19 protein-coding genes and 1 riboswitch are annotated in these 16029 nt (G+C 67.7%); of the genes, 9 read left to right on the forward strand and 10 right to left on the reverse strand.

From position 1 onward, the window contains the following. Positions 1–2 precede the first annotated feature (2 nt). The 3 genes from frr to DFR50_RS18415 form a co-directional block, all read right to left on the reverse strand. Positions 3–569 carry a ribosome recycling factor gene (gene frr / locus DFR50_RS18405; protein ID WP_113890728.1) on the reverse strand — a complete coding sequence of 189 codons (567 nt, stop codon included), beginning with the start codon at positions 567–569 and terminating at the stop codon, positions 3–5. 146 nt (positions 570–715) lie between these two features. Next, the gene (locus DFR50_RS18410) at positions 716–1423 is read right to left on the reverse strand and encodes a DUF502 domain-containing protein (protein ID WP_113890729.1); all 708 of its coding nucleotides are present in this window, start codon (positions 1421–1423) and stop codon (positions 716–718) included. Positions 1424–1494: 71 nt separating this feature from the next. Further along, positions 1495–1929: a DUF3775 domain-containing protein gene (locus DFR50_RS18415; RefSeq protein WP_245427943.1), complete on the reverse strand. Its 435-nt coding sequence runs from the start codon at positions 1927–1929 to the stop codon at positions 1495–1497. Between the two features lie 453 nt (positions 1930–2382). On the opposite strand from DFR50_RS18415, the gene DFR50_RS31510 reads away from it, so the two are divergent. Then, positions 2383–2757, forward strand: a complete 375-nt coding sequence (locus tag DFR50_RS31510) for a hypothetical protein (RefSeq protein WP_147262806.1) — start codon at positions 2383–2385, stop codon at positions 2755–2757. 141 nt (positions 2758–2898) lie between these two features. Further along, a complete protein-coding gene (locus DFR50_RS31515; RefSeq protein WP_147262807.1) occupies positions 2899–4437 on the forward strand; it encodes a c-type cytochrome in 1539 nt (512 codons plus the stop codon). Positions 4438–4590: 153 nt separating this feature from the next. Here the strand turns inward: DFR50_RS31515 and glmS are convergent, their stop codons facing one another. After that, positions 4591–6414, reverse strand: coding sequence for a glutamine--fructose-6-phosphate transaminase (isomerizing) (glmS, locus tag DFR50_RS18425; protein WP_113890731.1), 1824 nt, complete (start codon positions 6412–6414; stop codon positions 4591–4593). 214 nt (positions 6415–6628) lie between these two features. On the opposite strand from glmS, the gene DFR50_RS18430 reads away from it, so the two are divergent. The 6 genes from DFR50_RS18430 (at position 6629) to DFR50_RS32170 (ending at position 10085) form a co-directional block, all read left to right on the forward strand. After that, positions 6629–7072 carry a DUF2946 family protein gene (locus DFR50_RS18430; protein ID WP_113890732.1) on the forward strand — a complete coding sequence of 148 codons (444 nt, stop codon included), beginning with the start codon at positions 6629–6631 and terminating at the stop codon, positions 7070–7072. A 63-nt stretch (positions 7073–7135) separates the two neighbouring features. Further along, complete coding sequence (locus tag DFR50_RS18435; RefSeq protein ID WP_113890733.1) at positions 7136–8068, forward strand: hypothetical protein; 933 nt, start codon at positions 7136–7138, stop codon at positions 8066–8068. 3 nt (positions 8069–8071) lie between these two features. After that, positions 8072–8431 carry a copper homeostasis periplasmic binding protein CopC gene (copC, locus tag DFR50_RS18440; RefSeq protein WP_113890734.1) on the forward strand — a complete coding sequence of 120 codons (360 nt, stop codon included), beginning with the start codon at positions 8072–8074 and terminating at the stop codon, positions 8429–8431. A gap of 60 nt (positions 8432–8491) precedes the next feature. Further along, positions 8492–8992: a copper chaperone PCu(A)C gene (locus DFR50_RS18445; protein ID WP_113890781.1), complete on the forward strand. Its 501-nt coding sequence runs from the start codon at positions 8492–8494 to the stop codon at positions 8990–8992. 25 nt (positions 8993–9017) lie between these two features. After that, positions 9018–9890, forward strand: coding sequence for a copper homeostasis membrane protein CopD (gene copD / locus DFR50_RS18450; RefSeq protein WP_113890735.1), 873 nt, complete (start codon positions 9018–9020; stop codon positions 9888–9890). 36 nt (positions 9891–9926) lie between these two features. After that, complete coding sequence (locus DFR50_RS32170) at positions 9927–10085, forward strand: hypothetical protein (RefSeq protein WP_170153280.1); 159 nt, start codon at positions 9927–9929, stop codon at positions 10083–10085. Positions 10086–10097: 12 nt separating this feature from the next. On the opposite strand, the gene DFR50_RS18455 is transcribed toward DFR50_RS32170, so the two are convergent. Continuing rightward, entirely contained in the window at positions 10098–11312 is a 1215-nt protein-coding gene (locus tag DFR50_RS18455; RefSeq protein ID WP_245427945.1) for an MFS transporter, read from the reverse strand. A 99-nt stretch (positions 11313–11411) separates the two neighbouring features. Next, positions 11412–12473, reverse strand: coding sequence for a HoxN/HupN/NixA family nickel/cobalt transporter (locus DFR50_RS18460; RefSeq protein ID WP_113890736.1), 1062 nt, complete (start codon positions 12471–12473; stop codon positions 11412–11414). A gap of 49 nt (positions 12474–12522) precedes the next feature. Beyond that, a riboswitch (cobalamin riboswitch) is annotated at positions 12523–12718 on the reverse strand. A 223-nt stretch (positions 12719–12941) separates the two neighbouring features. On the opposite strand from DFR50_RS18460, the gene DFR50_RS18465 reads away from it, so the two are divergent. Continuing rightward, positions 12942–13397 carry a hypothetical protein gene (locus DFR50_RS18465; RefSeq protein ID WP_113890737.1) on the forward strand — a complete coding sequence of 152 codons (456 nt, stop codon included), beginning with the start codon at positions 12942–12944 and terminating at the stop codon, positions 13395–13397. A gap of 13 nt (positions 13398–13410) precedes the next feature. On the opposite strand, the gene DFR50_RS18470 is transcribed toward DFR50_RS18465, so the two are convergent. From DFR50_RS18470 to DFR50_RS33370, 4 genes are read right to left on the reverse strand one after another with little or no spacing between them, the layout of a single operon-like run. Continuing rightward, positions 13411–13995: a TlpA family protein disulfide reductase gene (locus tag DFR50_RS18470; RefSeq protein WP_113890738.1), complete on the reverse strand. Its 585-nt coding sequence runs from the start codon at positions 13993–13995 to the stop codon at positions 13411–13413. Then, a complete protein-coding gene (locus tag DFR50_RS18475; protein ID WP_113890739.1) occupies positions 13992–15374 on the reverse strand; it encodes a cbb3-type cytochrome c oxidase subunit I in 1383 nt (460 codons plus the stop codon). Before DFR50_RS18475 ends, DFR50_RS18470 begins: the two co-directional genes overlap by 4 nt. Further along, complete coding sequence (locus DFR50_RS18480; RefSeq protein WP_113890740.1) at positions 15371–15811, reverse strand: DUF420 domain-containing protein; 441 nt, start codon at positions 15809–15811, stop codon at positions 15371–15373. Before DFR50_RS18480 ends, DFR50_RS18475 begins: the two co-directional genes overlap by 4 nt. Before the next feature lie 7 nt (positions 15812–15818). Further along, positions 15819–15953, reverse strand: coding sequence for a hypothetical protein (locus DFR50_RS33370; RefSeq protein WP_281016581.1), 135 nt, complete (start codon positions 15951–15953; stop codon positions 15819–15821). Between the last annotated feature and the right edge of the window lie 76 nt (positions 15954–16029).

The raw sequence follows: 16029 nt of genomic DNA on the forward strand, positions 1-16029 counted from the left end.
GCTTAGACCTGCATGATCTCCTTTTCCTTCGCCGCGAGCGAGGCGTCGATCTCCTTGATCGCCAGATCGGTCGCCTTCTGCACCTCCGCCGCCTGCTTGGCTTCGTCGTCCTCGCTGATCGCGTGCTCCTTGAGCAGCTTCTTGAGGACGTCGATCCCGTCGCGGCGCACGTGACGGACCGCGACGCGGGCATCCTCCGAGTACTTGTGCGCGATCTTCGCCATTTCCTTGCGCCGCTGCTCGTTGAGCTCGGGAATGCGGATGCGCAACGTCGTGCCTTCGACCGTCGGGCTGAGGCCGAGATTGGAATCGCGGATCGCCTTGTCGACCGCATGCACCATGCTCTTGTCCCAGACGGACACGGCGAGCGCGCGCGGCTCGGGAACGCTGATGGTGGCGACCTGGACGATCGGCATGCGCTGACCGTAGGCCTCGACCTGGACCGGCTCGAGCAGGCTCGCGCTCGCCCGGCCCGTTCGCAAGCCGCCCAGCTCGTGCTTGAGGGATGCGTGGGCGGCCTGCATGCGCCGCTTGAGATCATCGAGATCGAATTTGGGCAATTGCGCCATGATGGTCCTATTCGATGTTCGTTCGCGAGCCGTCCCCGCCGCCTTGGCGGCGGCGCGAGGCTCGGCCGTCTTCTCTACGGGCGGCCATCGGCCTCATTAGCATAGCTGGCCGGTTGTGACAGCGTAGAAAAGGCGGAGCTCGGGCGCTATCCGGCCGGCGCGCGGGCCAGTCGCGCAGCCTCGGCCATCGCCGCGAGTTGGCCCGCGCCCTCTGGCTGGATCAGTCCGGCCGACATGATCAGCTTGGCCGCTTCGTCCGCGGTGATCGTCAGTTCGACGATGTCGTCGGCCGCGATGTAGAAGAAGAAGCCGGTCGTCGGGTTGGGCGTGCACGGCATGAACACCGACACCATCGGCTTGTCGCCCGGCAGCGCGCGCGCCATCACCGAACCGGGGTCGGACGACAGGAACACGATCGACCAGCTGCCCTTGACCGGGAATTCGACCAGGCCGACCTTGCGAAACTGCGAGCCCGACTGACTGAAGACGGTCTCGAACACCTGTTTCAGGCCCTTGTAGACGCCGCGCACCACCGGCGTGCGGTCGAGCATCGCCTCGCTGAAGCCGACCACGCTGCGGCCGATGATGTTGGCGGCGAGGAAGCCGAGCACGGTCAATCCCACCACGGCGATCAGGACGCCGAGGCCGGGAACGTGGAACGGCAGCCAGCCGTCGGGCGACAGGCTCTGGGGAAGCAGCGGCTTCACCCAGTTGTCGATCGTATTGACGACGAACCAGGCGATGTAGGCCGTCACCGCGACCGGTCCGAACACCACGAGGCCGGTGAAGAACCACGACCGAAGCTGACGTGCGAACGAGCGGTGGATGGAGGCAGGCGAAGATTCGATCGACATTCCGACACGCGACTTTTTTGCGCCGCAAAACTGGCGGCTTCGCGTGGCGAATGCAAGGCGCCGGCCGGCGCCTATTCCCGGTCTTCGCCGAGCTCGTAGTCCTCGCAGGAGCGGCCGAAGGCGTCGAGCGCGTCTTGCAGATAATCCGGCAAAAGCGGAATGCCGAGCAGGTACTTCCAGGTCGGGCCCTCGCGCCGGTCGTTGGCGGCGGCGACCGCCGCCTGCCAGTCGTCGGCCTCGTAGTCGCCGCGTCCGATCCAGGCGAGCGCCACCAGGGCCGCCGATTCGTCGACGTCGAGGTCGCGAACGAACTCGACCAGCTCGCGCCGGAAGGCGTTGTTGGCGTCGGTGAGGACGATTCGCTCGCCGTCGTCGGTCGGGTTGGACGCGTCGGGGTCGACGCCGACGTCCTCGCTCAGCAGTTCGCGCGCCTTTTCGATGATGAAACACACCTTGGCCGGATTGATTTCCGGCATCGGGCGCTCGCTCGTGTCGATCCTTCGCATTCCCGGACTCCTTCGCCGCATTCATGGCGCCGCAATACTCCGTCCGACTTGCGGCAGGTCAAAGCCGTTCGGAAAAACAGCCGCGGGCGAAGCGGACCGCCGACGCCGCGGCGCGCTGCGTAAGAAACACGGGGGGGCTCCGCCGCGTTCCCCTTCGACGCAGCGCGCGGCGCCTGCGGAAGCCCGCGTGTCGTTTCGCCCTGACAATGTCTTCAGCTGGTCAAATTGTTCAATGAGGCGGGACAATACTTATTTCACCTTCTTTTTCTGTCAACATGAGCTTGCCCGCCGCAGTCTCTGCCCAGCTCGCGATTATATGCGCTATCGATGTGAACCTCTACGCTTCGCGCGGACCGTCGGGCTTTCGTCGCTCGTCTTTTTCGCCTAGGGGATCCTTCCGGCCTCGGCGCAACACGCCCCGCCGCCGGCCCCTTCGTTCTGGAGGGACCGGCAATGGCGCACGCCGAGGGAATATGCAATAAATTACATAATTTCATTGGCGTTTTGCAGCCGACCCCGGCCGTGATTCCCATCTTCGTGTCCGATCCGCGATCCGACCGGCTTCGTCGCGACGGAGCAACCATCGGGCGCGACCACCACAAGCGCGAACCCCTTCTTCAGGCTTTGGGGGTCAATCATCGGACAGGCTTCAGCTGCCACCAGCCGGCGACGGGATGGTCGATCAGCGCCGCCAGCGCCCGGCAGCGCTTCGGCGACGGAGCGGCCAGCGGCGCCGATCCGCTATTCCGTCTTGCAGGAACTGGCGCTGACAGAAAGCATCGCATTTCGCCCTATATTCACACTGAGAACTATATTTCCACGTCTTGACAACGCCTCTCAATTATAACATTCTTCAGTGAAACTACGAAAACTTAATTTATCTGCGAGGAACGAAGTTCTCGACCCTTGCAACTTTGCAATGACCGTTTGAGCCCTGCGTTTATCGGAGCGGGGACTCCGATTGATCTAATGATGGAGGTCATTTTGCGCTTTCGAGGCGAACCCTTACACTTGCCGCGAGAAATGAAGTCGAAAGCCATCGGGTTTTCCATTCTCGCCCTATTTGCGCAAGGGCTCCCCGCGTCGGCAGGAAACGCTCCGCCGACCAACCGGTTGTGGTGGCTGGCGCCAGCGATCGAGCACGCCATGCAAATCCACAAGAGATTTCCTGACACGCTGTTCGGATCCCAGACGACGCCAGCCGCAATTCCCGCTTTTGAATCCGATCCCGACCCGGCAGGGCTCGTCGCGACCGATCAACCCGCAGGCGCGACCCTCACAGCAAGCAACGCCTTTTTTCAGAATCTGGGAGCCAATCAGCGTACATGCTTTAGCTGCCACCAGCCGCAGAACGGATGGGCGATCAGCGCGGCCAGCGTCCAGCAACGCTTTTATTCAAGCCTTGGCAACGATCCACTCTTTCGTCTCATCGACGGCGCAACCTGCCCGAATTCCACCATTGAGACGTATGCGGGAAAAATTCTATCGTTTAGATTGCTCTTGACTAAGGGTCTCATAAGGGTTGGATTGCCTCTGCCTTCATCATTGACAATGACTGGCCTTGTTGATCCCTACCAATGTTCGAACAACACAACGGTAAACGTCGGGAGCACGTCTATATATTCTTTTTACAGGCGGCCATTACCGTCGACCAACTTTTTCTTCCAGACCTCCAACCCATCCAATCTCTTCATGTGGGACGGCCGTGAGCCAAGCCTCATCAGCCAAGCCAACGATGCGACCCTGATCCATGCGCAGGCGCCGACCGCGCCGACGTCGACCCAGCAGACGCAGATGGTCAGCTTCGAGTCCGGGATCTTCAGCGCGCAGAATTTCAGTTCCGCCGCCAGGTCGCTCCAGACGCAATCGGCGACGGGCGGGCCGTTCGCGCTATCGTCCCAGCCGTTCGTCCAGGGGGGGCCGCAGCCGAGCGCGGCTTCGCTGCCAGCTCCTTTCAACCTTTACACCAGTTGGGCGACCCTGACGGCGACCGATCCCGTGAGCGCGGCTCGGGAGTCGATTGCGCGCGGCGAGGCGATATTCAATTCGACCACAGCGAAGTCATGCGGCGGTTGCCACAATACGGTCAACAACGGCAATCGGGACAACGCCGCCAACCCGGGCATCCAGAAATTCTTCAACACGGGCCTTGCCAACGCGAGCGCCACGCCGCCCTCCGCGGGGCAGGGCATCACGTCGGCCGCCCTGGCGGATCTCGACATCTCCGGGCTGCCTGTCTTCACCGTCACGTGCAACGACGGCTCGAACCTGCAGGGCTCCGTATACACCGTCACCGATCTGGGTCGCGCGATGATCTCGGGCGTCTGCGCCGATATCGGAGCCTTCAAGGCGCCGTCGCTGCGCGGATTGGCCGCGCGCGCGCCCTATTTTCACAACGGCTCGGCCGCCACGCTTCTCAACGTCGTCAACTTCTACAACGACAATTTCAATCTCGGCCTGACGTCGTCGCAGGTGCAGGACCTGGTGAATTTCCTGAATACGCTGTAATCCGGGCGCCATCGTTGCGGCCGTCAAGCCGCATCGTGGCCCCGTGACGATCGAGGGCGCGCGGGCCGGCGAGCGACATGCCGGCCCGCAGCGCCAGATCGACGACCACCCGGGGCGGGCGGGCCTTCTTCGCCGGCAAGCGGCCGCCGCACGCTATTCCACCGTCACCGATTTCGCCAGATTGCGCGGTTGGTCGGCGTCTTTCCCCATCAGCACGGCGGTGTGGTAGGCGAGCAGCTGGACCGGCACGGCGTAGACGATCGGGGCGAAGTTGGCGCCCACGTCGGGCATGGCGAGGAAGCGCTCGATCTCGACCGCCGCCTCCTCAGCGGCGTGGCGCGCTCCGATCAGGATGATCCGGCCGCCGCGCGCGGCGACCTCCTGCATGTTGGAGACGGTCTTCTCGAACACCGCGTCGCGCGGGGCGAGCACGACCACCGGCATGTCGGGATCGATGAGCGCGATCGGCCCATGCTTCAGCTCGCCCGCGGCGTAGCCTTCGGCGTGGATGTAGGTCAGCTCCTTCAGCTTGAGCGCGCCTTCGAGGGCCAGCGGATAGCCGGTTCCGCGGCCGAGATAGAGCACGTCGCGCGCGTGCGCGATGCCCTGCGCGAGCTTTTCGGTGGCGCGCTCGAGCTTCAGCGCCTCGGCGATCAGGCCCGGCGTCGCGACGAGTTCGGCGAGCAGCGCGCCCTCCTCCTCGTCGCCGACCGTCCCGCGCGCCCGCCCGAGCGCGATGGCGAGCGCCGCCAGAGCCGCGAGCTGGCAGGTGAACGCCTTGGTCGAGGCGACGCCGATTTCCGGGCCCGCCAGCGTCGGCGCCGCGGCGTCGGTCAGGCGCGCGATGCTGGAATCGGGCACGTTCACCACGCCGACGGTCTTCGAGCCGCGCTCCTTGACGTATTTCAGCGAGGCCAGCGTGTCGGCGGTCTCGCCCGACTGCGAGATAACCAGGGTCAGCCCGTCCGGGTCGACCGGCGCCTCGCGATAGCGATATTCCGACGCCACGTCGACCTCGACGGGCAGCCGGGCGAAGCGCTCGATCCAGTACTTGCCGACGAGCCCGGCCATGTAGGCTGTGCCGCAGGCGATGATGGTGAGGCGGCGAAGGGTGGCCGGGTCGACCGGCCAGTCGAACGGCTTCAGCCGCATCGAGGCCATGTCGATATAGTGGGCGAGCGTATGCCCGACGACCTCGGGCTGCTCGTGGATCTCCTTGGCCATGAAGTGGCGATAATTGCCCTTCTCCGCGAGCAGACTCCCGACCGGGCTGCGCTGGATGCGCCGCTGCACCGATACGCCGCCGGAGTCGAAAACCTCGGCGCCGGCGCGGGTGACGACGACCCAGTCGCCGTCCTCGAGATAGGCGACGCGGTCGGTGAAGGGGGCGAGCGCCAGCGCGTCGGAGCCGAGATACATCTCCCCGTCCCCGTAGCCGATCGCGAGCGGCGCGCCCTGGCGCGCGCCGATGAGCAGGTCCTCGTAGCCTTCGAACAGATAGACGAGCGCGAACGCGCCCCGCAGCCGCCCGAGCGCGGCGAACACCGCCTCGGCCGGCGTCTTGCCGGCGGCGAGCTCGTCCTCGACCACAAGCGCGGCGATCTCGGAATCGGTCTCGGTGACGAAGGCGTAACCCTTGGCCGCAAGCTCCTCGCGCAGCGCCTTGAAGTTTTCGATGATGCCGTTGTGGACCACCGCGAGCCCGCGCGCCGCATGCGGGTGGGCGTTGGCCTCGGTCGGCTTGCCGTGGGTCGCCCAGCGGGTGTGGCCGATGCCGATCGCGCCGCCGAGCGGCTCGGCGGCGAGCCGCGCTTCGAGGTTCCTGAGCTTGCCTTCAGCGCGCCTGCGCTCCAGCCTGCCGTTGTGGAGCGTGGCGACCCCGGCGGAATCGTAGCCCCGGTATTCGAGCCGCTTCAGCGCGTCGACGATCGCGCCCGCGACCGGCCCCTGACCCAGAACGCCCACGATGCCGCACATGGTCGATTCTCCTTCGGCCCAATTCGTTCGAACAACGGTTAGGCCGCGGACGCGCGCGATCACAAGTCACTTTCGGTGAGGGAGTGTGAACCGGCGGCGCCCTGCGGCGTCCGGGCGGCGATTGATCCGTCCGGCGCGTTAGGCTACGCAATGACTCAATATTGCAGGCGCCGAGCTGAAGGGGCCGTAAGCGGTGAAAAGCGGCGGCAAACGTGTGCGCGGAAAGCGGCGGGCGACGCCCGGCGCCGCCGTGTTCCGTTCGCCGCTGACGGCGATCGCCGCGGCGCTGGCGCTGCTCGTTCAGTTGGTCGTCCTCCCCTACCATCAGGCGCTGTCCGCTCCGGTCGCGCCGTCGGCGGCGAGCGACATTGCAACGGTCGCGGCGGAGCTGAAGGCGGTTTTCGGCGACGCGGCGGCGCTCTGCGTCCAGAGCGACGACCCGGGGGCGCCCGGCGCGCCTTCGGGCGACTGTGACGATCATTGCCCGCTCTGCCAGTTCGCGGCGCAAGCCTCGGCGCTGCTCGCGCCGGATCTTCCCGCCCTGCCCGACCGGTTCGACGCCGCCTGCCGGGCGCTCGGCGTTCGACCCGAGCCGGGCGCGCTTCCCCTCCGTCCAGCCCATCAACACCGCGCCCGCGCGCCGCCCTTCGCCGTCTGAGCCGATAACCGTCCAGCCGCGAACGGCTGCACCGCCATCCTCAGACCCGAAGGTCAAATTCCCATGTCCTCCCCCGTTTCGCGCGCCCTCGCCGGCGCGCTCGCCGCGGCGTCCGCGCTTTGGCTCACGCCCGCCTTCCCCCACGCCGTATGCGGCGACCGCATCTTCCCCGCCACGCTGGCGATCGACGACCCGGGCGTCGGCGACGAACTGGCGCTGCCGACCGTCAGCTATGTTCCCTTCAACTCCGACGGCGCCCACGAATGGGACGCGAACTTCAGCTGGACCAAGACGATCACCCCCGGCCTCAGCGTGGTGATCACCGACGGTCCCACCTGGGAGCACCCCGGAGGCTACGGCTGGAACGGGCTCGACACCGAGATCCAATACCAGCTCCTCTGCGTCCCCGACGCCGAGTTCATGGTGAAGGTCGGCTTCGATGTCGGCTGGGCCGGAACCGGCACGGGGATCAATGCCGGCTCCGGCGGGCAAAACACCTATACTCCCCTGGTGGACGCCGGTCTCGGCTTCGGGACGTTGCCGCCCGCCCTCAAATATTTGCGGCCGTTCGCCATCACCGGCGAATTCAGCACGTCCTCCCCGGGTCAGGACTTTACCGCCGGTGCGCCGAACGTGAGCTTCTTCAATTGGGGGTTCACGATCCAGTACAGCCTGCCGTACTTCAGCTCACACGTGGCCGCGATCGACAACGACTTCCTCAAGCACCTGATCCCGGTCGCAGAATTCGCATTCCAGACGCCGATCTACAACGGCGGCCTGACGGGGACGACGACGACGGGATATTTCCAGCCCGGCCTCATTTACATAACTGACAAGTGGCAATTCGCACTCGAAGCCATGATCCCGATGACGGGCTCGACCGGTCACGGCGTCGGGGTGATCGGCCAAATCGACTTTTACATGGACGACATCTTCCCCGATTCGCTCGGCAAGCCAATCTTCCCCCACGGCCTCGGCATAGCTCCAGGAATCTGACCCATGCGCAACACCTTGCTCACAATCGCGACTTCGCTCGCCTTCGCCTTCGCGGCGTCGCCCGCCTTCGCCCACGCCCAGCTCGAGCGTTCGTCGCCCCCGGTCGGGGGCACGGTCTCCTCCCCGAGCCAGATCCGGCTCGAATTCAGCGAAGGCGTCGAGCCGAAATTCTCGGGCGTGACCCTGTCAGGCCCCGGCGGTTCGGCGCCGCTCGGCGCGGCCGCGGTCGAGGCCGGCCATCAGAACGTGCTGATCGTTCCGGTCGCGAAGCCGCTGGCGCCGGGCGACTACACCGTCAAGTGGCGCGCCGTCTCGGTCGACACGCACCACACGCAGGGGACGTTCGCGTTCACCGTGAAGTAACTTCCCGTCCGGGCCGTCCATGGCGGTCCGGATCAAATGTCGCCAGGAAAGGACAAAAAGATGACCCGCAGGACCGTTTTCGCCCTCGCTCTGGCGCTCTGCGCAGCCGCCGCTCCGGCGCTCGCGCAGGAGTTCAAGGCGGGCGACATCGCCATCGACAAGGCCTGGTCGCGCGCCACCCCGAAGGGCGCCGACGCCGGCGCCGGCTATCTGACCATCCACAACAACGGCGCGACGCCGGAGCGGTTGGTCGGAGGCTCGGCCGATTTCGGCGCCGTCGAAATTCACCAGATGAAGACCGAAAACGGCGTCATGACGATGCGGGAGCTGAAGGACGGGCTCAACATCCCCGCCCACAGCGCAATCCGCCTCGCGCCCGGCGGCTACCACATCATGTTCACCCACCTGACCAGGCCGCTGGAAAAGGGAGCGAAGGTCACCGCGACGCTCAGCTTCGAGCACAGCGGGTCGATCGCGGTCGATTTCCCCGTCGAAGCCGTCGGCGCCTCCGCGCCCATGAAGGGCGACGACATGGGCGGCATGAAGGGCATGAAGATGTGAGCGATCCGACTGCGCCGACCCTCGCGTGACGGCCCTCGCGCTCTGCCGCTTCGTCCATTTCCTGGCGGCGATGGCGGCCTTCGGGTCCAGCGCCTATCTCCGGCTCTACGCGCCCGCCGACCTGCGGCAGGCGCTGACGCCGAAGATCCGCCGCATCGCGGTCGCGGCGAGCCTGATCGCGCTCGCGACCGCCGGCCTCTGGCTGGCGCTGCAGGCGGCGTCGATGGCCGACGACCCCGGCGCGATGATCGATCCGGACACGATTGCAGACGTCCTCGTCGACACGCGCTTCGGGCAGGCCTGGATCCTGCACCTCGCCCTGGCGGCGGCTTTGGCCGCCGCCGCGCTCCTTGCGCCGCGCGACGCCTGGATGACGATCGCGGTTCTCTCGGGCCTCATGCTGGCGAGCCTCGCGCTCGTCGGCCACGCGTCGATGCAGACCGGGGTCGAAGGCGTCCTCCATCGCGCCGGTCACGCCCTGCATCTCCTGACGGCCGGGGCCTGGATCGGCGGGCTCGTTCCGTTCGTCATGTGCCTCGACGCGGCCGGGCGCGCGGCGCTGCGCCGCGACGCGGTCACGGCGATGATGCGGTTCTCGTACTGGGGGCATTTCGTCGTCGCGACGCTGGTCGCGACCGGGATCGTCGACATCGCGCTGACCTCGGGCCACGCGCCGCTGCCGCCGACCACGCCCTACCGCGTCCTGCTCGACGTGAAGATCGTCATCGTCGCGGCGATGATCGGGCTCGCCCTCGTCAACCGTTACGTCCTCGTCCCGCGTCTCATGGCGCGCGCCAACGCGCTTGCCGCGCTTCGCGCCCTCACGCTCGTCAACGTCGGCCTCGGCGCGCTCGTGGTCGCGCTCGTCAGCGTCTTCGCCCTGCTCGATCCGGCCTGAGGGCGTCGCCGCTCGGCCATTTCCCAAGACGTCGACATGTCGCGCCCCGCCCCGCTTCGCGCAGCCCTGTTCGCAGCGGCGTCCAGTCTCGTCGTCTTCGGCGCTCCCCTGCCCCTGCCCGACTTCGGCGGGGCGCGGATGCTCACAGCGAGCGGCGCACGCGCCGACGAGGCGCCAAAAGTCGTCCTTGGCTGAGACGCGCCGCGCTCACCGCGCGCCCTCGCGCGCCGCACGCTCGAGCGCGAAATTCACCAGCGCGCCCGCCGCCATGAGGACCGCGGTGCCGAGGAAGACGGCGCGCATGCCGATGTGGCCGCCGAGAAAACCGCCGGCGAGCGGACCGAGCACCTGCCCGACATATTGCGCCGACACCGACCAGCCGAGCAGGCTGCCGGCGATCGCCTCCGGCGCGCTGTGGCGGATGACGGCCGCCATGCCCGGCGCGAGCCCGCCGAGCGCCGCGCCCATGACAAAGCGCAGCGACACGAGTTGCCAGCTCGCGGTGACGAACGCCTGGGGCACGAGCAGCAGCGCGGCGGCGGCGAGCGACAGCGCGACCAGGCGCCAGGGACCGAATCGATCCCCGAGGCGCCCGAGACGCGGCCCCGACAGCACGCCGCCGAGCGCGCCGGCCGACATCGCGAGGCCGGAGACGAAGGTCACCGCGTCGGGCGGCGCGAACAGGGCGACATAGACGGTGATGATCGGCTCGATCGAGGTCAGCGCGAAGGTCAGCAGGAGCCCGGTCGCCAGCATCGCTGCGACCGGACGCGGGTCGGCGATCTGTCCCCATAAGCTCCCCGGACCCGCCTTGCGCGCCGCAGCGGGACGCGGGGCCTCGCGCAGGAAAAACGTCGTGCCGAGAAAGCTGACGAAAATCGCCGCGCCCGACAGCCAGAAGGTGGCGCGGATGCCGATCAGCGGCGGCAGCACGCCGCCGATCAGCGGCCCGACCAGATTGCCGGCCATGATTCCCGACGACAGCACGCCGAGCGCCCAGCCCGCCCTGCGCCTCGGGGTCTGGGCCGCGACCAGAATCATCGAGCCCGAGGCGTAGCCGCCCAGGAGCCCGGTCAGCAGGCGCACCGCGACGAGCTGGTCGATGGTCTGCGCCATGCCGGTCAGCGACATCGCCACCGCCATGCCGAGGCTGGCGCGGATCAGCATGAGTTTCCGGCCGTAGCGGTCGCCGAGCCGGCCCCACAAGGGCGCGGTCAGCGCGGCGGTGAAGAAGGTCGCGCCATAGGCGACCCCCGACCACTGCACGATCGCCGCCCGGCCGGTCACGCCGATCTCCTCGACGTAGAGCGGCAGGAACGGCAGCAGCAGCGTCATCGCGACGATGGTGGTGAACGACCCGATCGTGCACACGATCAGGTTCGTGAACCAGTGGCGGTCGTCGGGAGGCGGAGCGTCGGGCACGAGGGTCTCTATCGCGGGATCGCGGCGCGGCCGCAAGCGCGCGCGGCAGAGCGCCGCCGCCCGTGCGACCAGCCGCTCGGCGGCCCGACGCGTCGTTGCTTACACGCTCACCTTGACGTCGAGTTCGTCGTAACGCTTGACGCGATAGATCACGACGGAAAGCAGCCAGGCCAGCGCGAAGACGCCGATGATGACATAGCCGAGCACCCCGAAATTGTCGTTCAGCGCGCCGATCGCTTGCCAGAACGGCCCTCCGAGCTTGAGCCTGTCGCCGATGAGGCCCAAGGTCTCGATCCCGCCGATCAGCACCGCGACCACGACCGAGACCGCGGTGATCGTGATGTTGTAATAGAGCTTGCGGACCGGCTTCATGAAGGCCCAGCCGTAGGCGCCGAGCATCAGCACGCCGTCGGTGGTGTCGATCAAGGTCATGCCGGCGGCGAAGAGGGCCGGGAAGACCAGCAGCGTTCCGAACGACGCGCCGTTCGCGGCCTGGGTCGCCGATATGCCGAACAGCGCCACTTCCGTCGCCGTGTCGAAGCCGAGCCCGAACAGGACTCCGATCGGAAACATGTGCCAGCTCTTGGTCACGATCTTGAACAGGGGACGAAAGATGCGGGCGAGGAAGCCGCGATTGTTCAGGAGCAGGTCGAAGTCGTCCTCGTGAAAGGCCTCGCCGCGCTTCACCGCCTGGAACGTTCGCCAGACGGAGATCAGGACGACGATGTTGAAGGCTGCGAGCAGGAACAGGAACAACGCCGAGGCGAGCGTGCCGAAAACATCGCCGAAGGCCTTGAGATCGTCGAAGCGCCCGCTGACCGCCGAGGCGGCGACGCCGACGGCGACCGCCAGCAGGAAGACGACGAGCGAATGGCCGAGCGAGAAATAGAACCCGACGGAGACCGGCCGCTCGCCCATCTGCATCAGTTTTCGCGTCGAATTGTCGATCGCTGCGATATGGTCGGCGTCGACCGCGTGGCGAAGGCCGAACGTATAGGCGAGGAAGGCCGAGCCGAACAGGACCGCGTTGCCGCGCAGGGCGGCGAAGGCCCATGTCCAGACGACGATATTGGCGCCGATCAGCAGCGCGTAGAGACCGATCAGACGCGCGCGAACGCTCGGATCGCTCTCCTTCCAGATGCGGGAAACAAAGCCTTGCATGACACCCTCGCATGCATTGGAGCCACAACAGTCAGCGCAACCGGGAACGGACGCGCTGCGCGAGACGGCAGGTCTCCTGGCTCGCGGTTCATCGCCTGTCGCCGGCCTTCCCAGGTTTCCCCAGTGGCCATGATCGGCGTCAGACTCGCCGCTTACAGTTGCGGGGGCAGCCGCGGCATAGGACAGATCGTCCGCACCGCATTCCCTTTTGATCCCGGACGGGAACCATCGCAACCACGTTACAAGACCATGGTCAGCGGCGCAAACTCGCCGCGCACGTCAACTCGCTGCAGACGGGGGCCGCCTCGGCGAGCCCGCACGGGCGTCGCGAACGGCAGGCTTCGCCGCGATCCTTCCGCACCGACTGAACAGCGCCGCCCGCTGCGCGGGCCCTCGTCTGTGGTATGCGAGCAAACCAGGGATGACCCGCACATCGCACGATCGGGCGCCTCATGAGCGGACGAAGTCATGCCGATCGCCATTCTCGACGCCCTGCTCGTGGGATTCGCCGCCACCCTGGGCACGATCGTCATTCACGGCTACGTCGTCCACACGATCGTCATGACCTTGCGCCGCAACCTGCAACGCGGCGTGCTCGGCATCCGGATCAGGAAGAACCTGACCTTCGTGATGAGCGCGACGCTGCTCGCTTTCGCCGGCCATCTGGTGGAGATCGTGCTGTGGGCGTTCGCGCTCGACATGTCCGGCGCGGTCGCCGATTTCAGCTCGGCCATCTACGCGTCGGCCGGCAGCTACACCACCGCGGGGTCCGACATCGTCCTGGCTTCGGGCTGGAGGCTTCTGGGACCGTTGGAAGCGGTGTGCGGAATGCTGATGTTCGGCGTATCGACAGCGTTCATCTACGCCGTGATCAACAGCCTGATCCATGCCCGGTTCGAGGACGCCGATCGCTTTCTTCCGTGAGCGCGGAAGGCCGCTACTGCGCCGGCTTGCCCCGCGCCGCCAGCGCCTCGAGCCGCGCCGCCATCGCGTCGCTGTCCCAGTCGGCCGCGCCCTCGCGCCGGGCGAGCGGCGCGCCGTCGCGGCCGATGACCAGCGTGGTCGGGAAGCCGCGCGCGCCGACCTCTTCGGCGAGTTTTCCGTCCGGATCGAGGTAGAGAGCGAGCCGCTTCAGCCCCATCCGGTCGAAGGTCCGCTTCGAGGCCGAGTCGCCGGCCGGGTCTTTCGTCACCGCGACCACCGCGAAGTCCGCGGCGGGCAGGCGCGCGGCGAGGCGGTCGAGCGACGGCATCTCGCTGAGGCACGGCGCGCACCACGGCGCCCAGAGGTTGAGGACGACCGTCTTGCCGCGAAAATCCTCGATTCGCACCGGCGCTCCCGACGCGTCGAGGAAGGCGCCGAGCGTCGCCGGCGGCTGGCCCAGCAGCTCGACGAAGCCGGCGTCGCCGTCCGGAGCGCGGGCCTGAAGCATCGCCAGAATCGCGAAGCCCGCGGCCAGCAGCCCGATCAGGGCCGTCCATTCGCGTCGCCGGCCGCCGGCCGTTTCGACGGCGGCGCTCATGCGGCCGCGGTTCGCGACCGGAGAAGGGCCCGGATCGCGATCACGACAAAGGCCGCGCCGCCGACGATGGTGACGATCGAGGCGATCCCGTGCGCCGCCATGCCGGCCGCCGCCACCGGATCGAGCGGGCCGCCCGGCGTCTTGCGCGCCGCGCCGTAGCCGCCAGCGACGAACATGGCGATCGAGGCGACGAACTGGCCGCCGGCGTAGAGCCCGATCAGCCAGCGAATCGCGCCGGCGCGCACAGGCGCGAGGTCGAGCGCGTCGAGGCCGAAGGTCAGCAGCATGCCGGCGCTCGACACGCTGACCGCGGTCACGACCGCATGGTAGTGCGCCGGCGTCCGCGTGTCCGAGCCGGAGATCAGAAAGCCCATGATGCCGCCCAGCGCGAACAGCGCCAGCGAGGCCGCGAGCGCGAACGCCGCCGGGTCGCGCCACGGCCACGGCTTTCGTCGAAGCGCGGCCTTGCGCACGAGCGCCGCCGCGAACACGAGCGTCGGCGCCGCGAGGCCGAACTGCAGCAGGCGGAAGGCCTCGTGCTGCCCAGGCGAAAACGGCTCGAACGCGGCGTAGAAGAAGGGCGCCGGCGCCGCGAGGACGGCGATCAGCACGATCGCGACGCGGAAGGCGGTCTCGTCGACCGCCGTCTCGCCGAGCCCGCGCCGCGCCAGGATACGCCAGTTGACCACCAGCAGCATGGCGTTGACGAACTGGAGCAGGTGGCCGCCGCCCCAGAACAAGGCCTCGCGGTCGCCGAGCGCGCCGCGCTGCGCCAGCAGTACGCCGGCGACGACGAAGGAGACCAGCGCCAGGCCGTAGACGAGCCCCGCCAGCGCCATCGCCAGCGTCAGCGGCGGCGGCGGCCGCCTGCCCGGCAGATTGACGATCAGCCGCACGACGGGGGCGAGCACGCCGAGCGCCAGCAGCACGAGGCCGATGTCGTAGGCCGGGTGGCGAAGCAGAGGGATGTAGTTGGTCAGCTCCGGCTGGGCCGCGTCGAGGAAGGCCGGCGCGAACAGGCAGGGAAAGGCGACGAGCACAATCCCCTGCCCGATCCGCCCGAGCGGCGCGGCGCGCACGGTCGGGCTCGCGGCGTCGCGCGTCGCGACCGTGGCCAGGAACGCGAACACGCCGAGGAGCCAGATCACCAGCGAGAACACGACATGGATGACGAGGCCCTTGTAGAAGAAGCCGATCGGCCACAACGGCGCCCGGTCCATGCCGGGAATCCGCGACAGCGCCAGAAGGATCGCGAACACGCCCGCGAGCCCGAGCGCGCCCACCGCGATCAGCGCCCAGCCGCGCGCCTCGGGCGCGAGCGCTCCGGCCGCATCCGCCTTGCGCCCGATGGCGACGAACTGCGACGACGCGACGCTCATCCGCCGGCGCCCGGCAGCGGATAGAGGTGAACCGCCATCCCGTAGACGACGAGGCCCGACACGGCGACGAACATCCACGACGGATAGGTCACCCGGGCGAAGCGGCGGTGGACGGCGAACCGGCCGGTGAGCGCGTTCCAGACCGTGATCGGAACGAGCACCGCGACCGCGAAGGCCATGACCACGTGAACGGCGAGCAGGGTGAAGTAGATCGGCCGAATCGCGCCTTCGCCGCCGAACTTCGCCAGGCCCGCGAACGCGTGATAAGTGAGATAGACCGCCAGGAAGACGGCGCCGATCGCGATCGCGACCATCATCGCGCGCCTGTGCCCGTCGCGATCGCCGGCGCGGATGCGGCGGTAGGCGACGACGAGCGCGACGATGGTGGCCGCGTTGAGAACGGCGAGCACGTGGGTGAGATCGTGGACGGCGATCATGTCTTCGTCAGAACCCGTAGCCGGCGATCTTGACCATCATGCTCCCGTACCCGAACGCCGCGACCGCGGCGAGCAGGGCCAGGAGCAGCCATTTGTTGATCAGCGGCTTGCGCCGCTGCGGCTGGGCGAGGGGGTCGTTCATCTTGCAAAGCTCCAAAGGGTTCCGTCGCGTTCGCGCAACCGGCGCCGGGGTCTCTCGCCGCGGCCCTTGACCGCGA

Origin of the sequence: Roseiarcus fermentans (genome assembly GCF_003315135.1) — a bacterium.
GTDB lineage: Bacteria > Pseudomonadota > Alphaproteobacteria > Rhizobiales > Beijerinckiaceae > Roseiarcus > Roseiarcus fermentans.

Excerpts from the sequence above, each read along its gene's own strand:
- copC (WP_113890734.1), top strand. The coding sequence starts at position 8,072 with ATGCGCAACACCTTGCTCACAATCGCGACTTCGCTCGCCTTCGCCTTC.
- DFR50_RS32170 (WP_170153280.1), top strand. The coding sequence starts at position 9,927 with ATGTCGCGCCCCGCCCCGCTTCGCGCAGCCCTGTTCGCAGCGGCGTCC.
- DFR50_RS31515 (WP_147262807.1), top strand. The coding sequence starts at position 2,899 with ATGATGGAGGTCATTTTGCGCTTTCGAGGCGAACCCTTACACTTGCCG.
- DFR50_RS18460 (WP_113890736.1), bottom strand. The coding sequence starts at position 12,473 with ATGCAAGGCTTTGTTTCCCGCATCTGGAAGGAGAGCGATCCGAGCGTT.
- DFR50_RS18475 (WP_113890739.1), bottom strand. The coding sequence starts at position 15,374 with ATGAGCGTCGCGTCGTCGCAGTTCGTCGCCATCGGGCGCAAGGCGGAT.
- DFR50_RS18465 (WP_113890737.1), top strand. The coding sequence starts at position 12,942 with ATGCCGATCGCCATTCTCGACGCCCTGCTCGTGGGATTCGCCGCCACC.
- DFR50_RS33370 (WP_281016581.1), bottom strand. The coding sequence starts at position 15,953 with ATGAACGACCCCCTCGCCCAGCCGCAGCGGCGCAAGCCGCTGATCAAC.
- DFR50_RS18415 (WP_245427943.1), bottom strand. The coding sequence starts at position 1,929 with ATGCGAAGGATCGACACGAGCGAGCGCCCGATGCCGGAAATCAATCCG.
- DFR50_RS18470 (WP_113890738.1), bottom strand. The coding sequence starts at position 13,995 with ATGAGCGCCGCCGTCGAAACGGCCGGCGGCCGGCGACGCGAATGGACG.
- DFR50_RS31510 (WP_147262806.1), top strand. The coding sequence starts at position 2,383 with ATGGCGCACGCCGAGGGAATATGCAATAAATTACATAATTTCATTGGC.
- DFR50_RS18480 (WP_113890740.1), bottom strand. The coding sequence starts at position 15,811 with ATGATCGCCGTCCACGATCTCACCCACGTGCTCGCCGTTCTCAACGCG.
- DFR50_RS18445 (WP_113890781.1), top strand. The coding sequence starts at position 8,492 with ATGACCCGCAGGACCGTTTTCGCCCTCGCTCTGGCGCTCTGCGCAGCC.
- DFR50_RS18435 (WP_113890733.1), top strand. The coding sequence starts at position 7,136 with ATGTCCTCCCCCGTTTCGCGCGCCCTCGCCGGCGCGCTCGCCGCGGCG.
- frr (WP_113890728.1), bottom strand. The coding sequence starts at position 569 with ATGGCGCAATTGCCCAAATTCGATCTCGATGATCTCAAGCGGCGCATG.
- DFR50_RS18410 (WP_113890729.1), bottom strand. The coding sequence starts at position 1,423 with ATGTCGATCGAATCTTCGCCTGCCTCCATCCACCGCTCGTTCGCACGT.
- glmS (WP_113890731.1), bottom strand. The coding sequence starts at position 6,414 with ATGTGCGGCATCGTGGGCGTTCTGGGTCAGGGGCCGGTCGCGGGCGCG.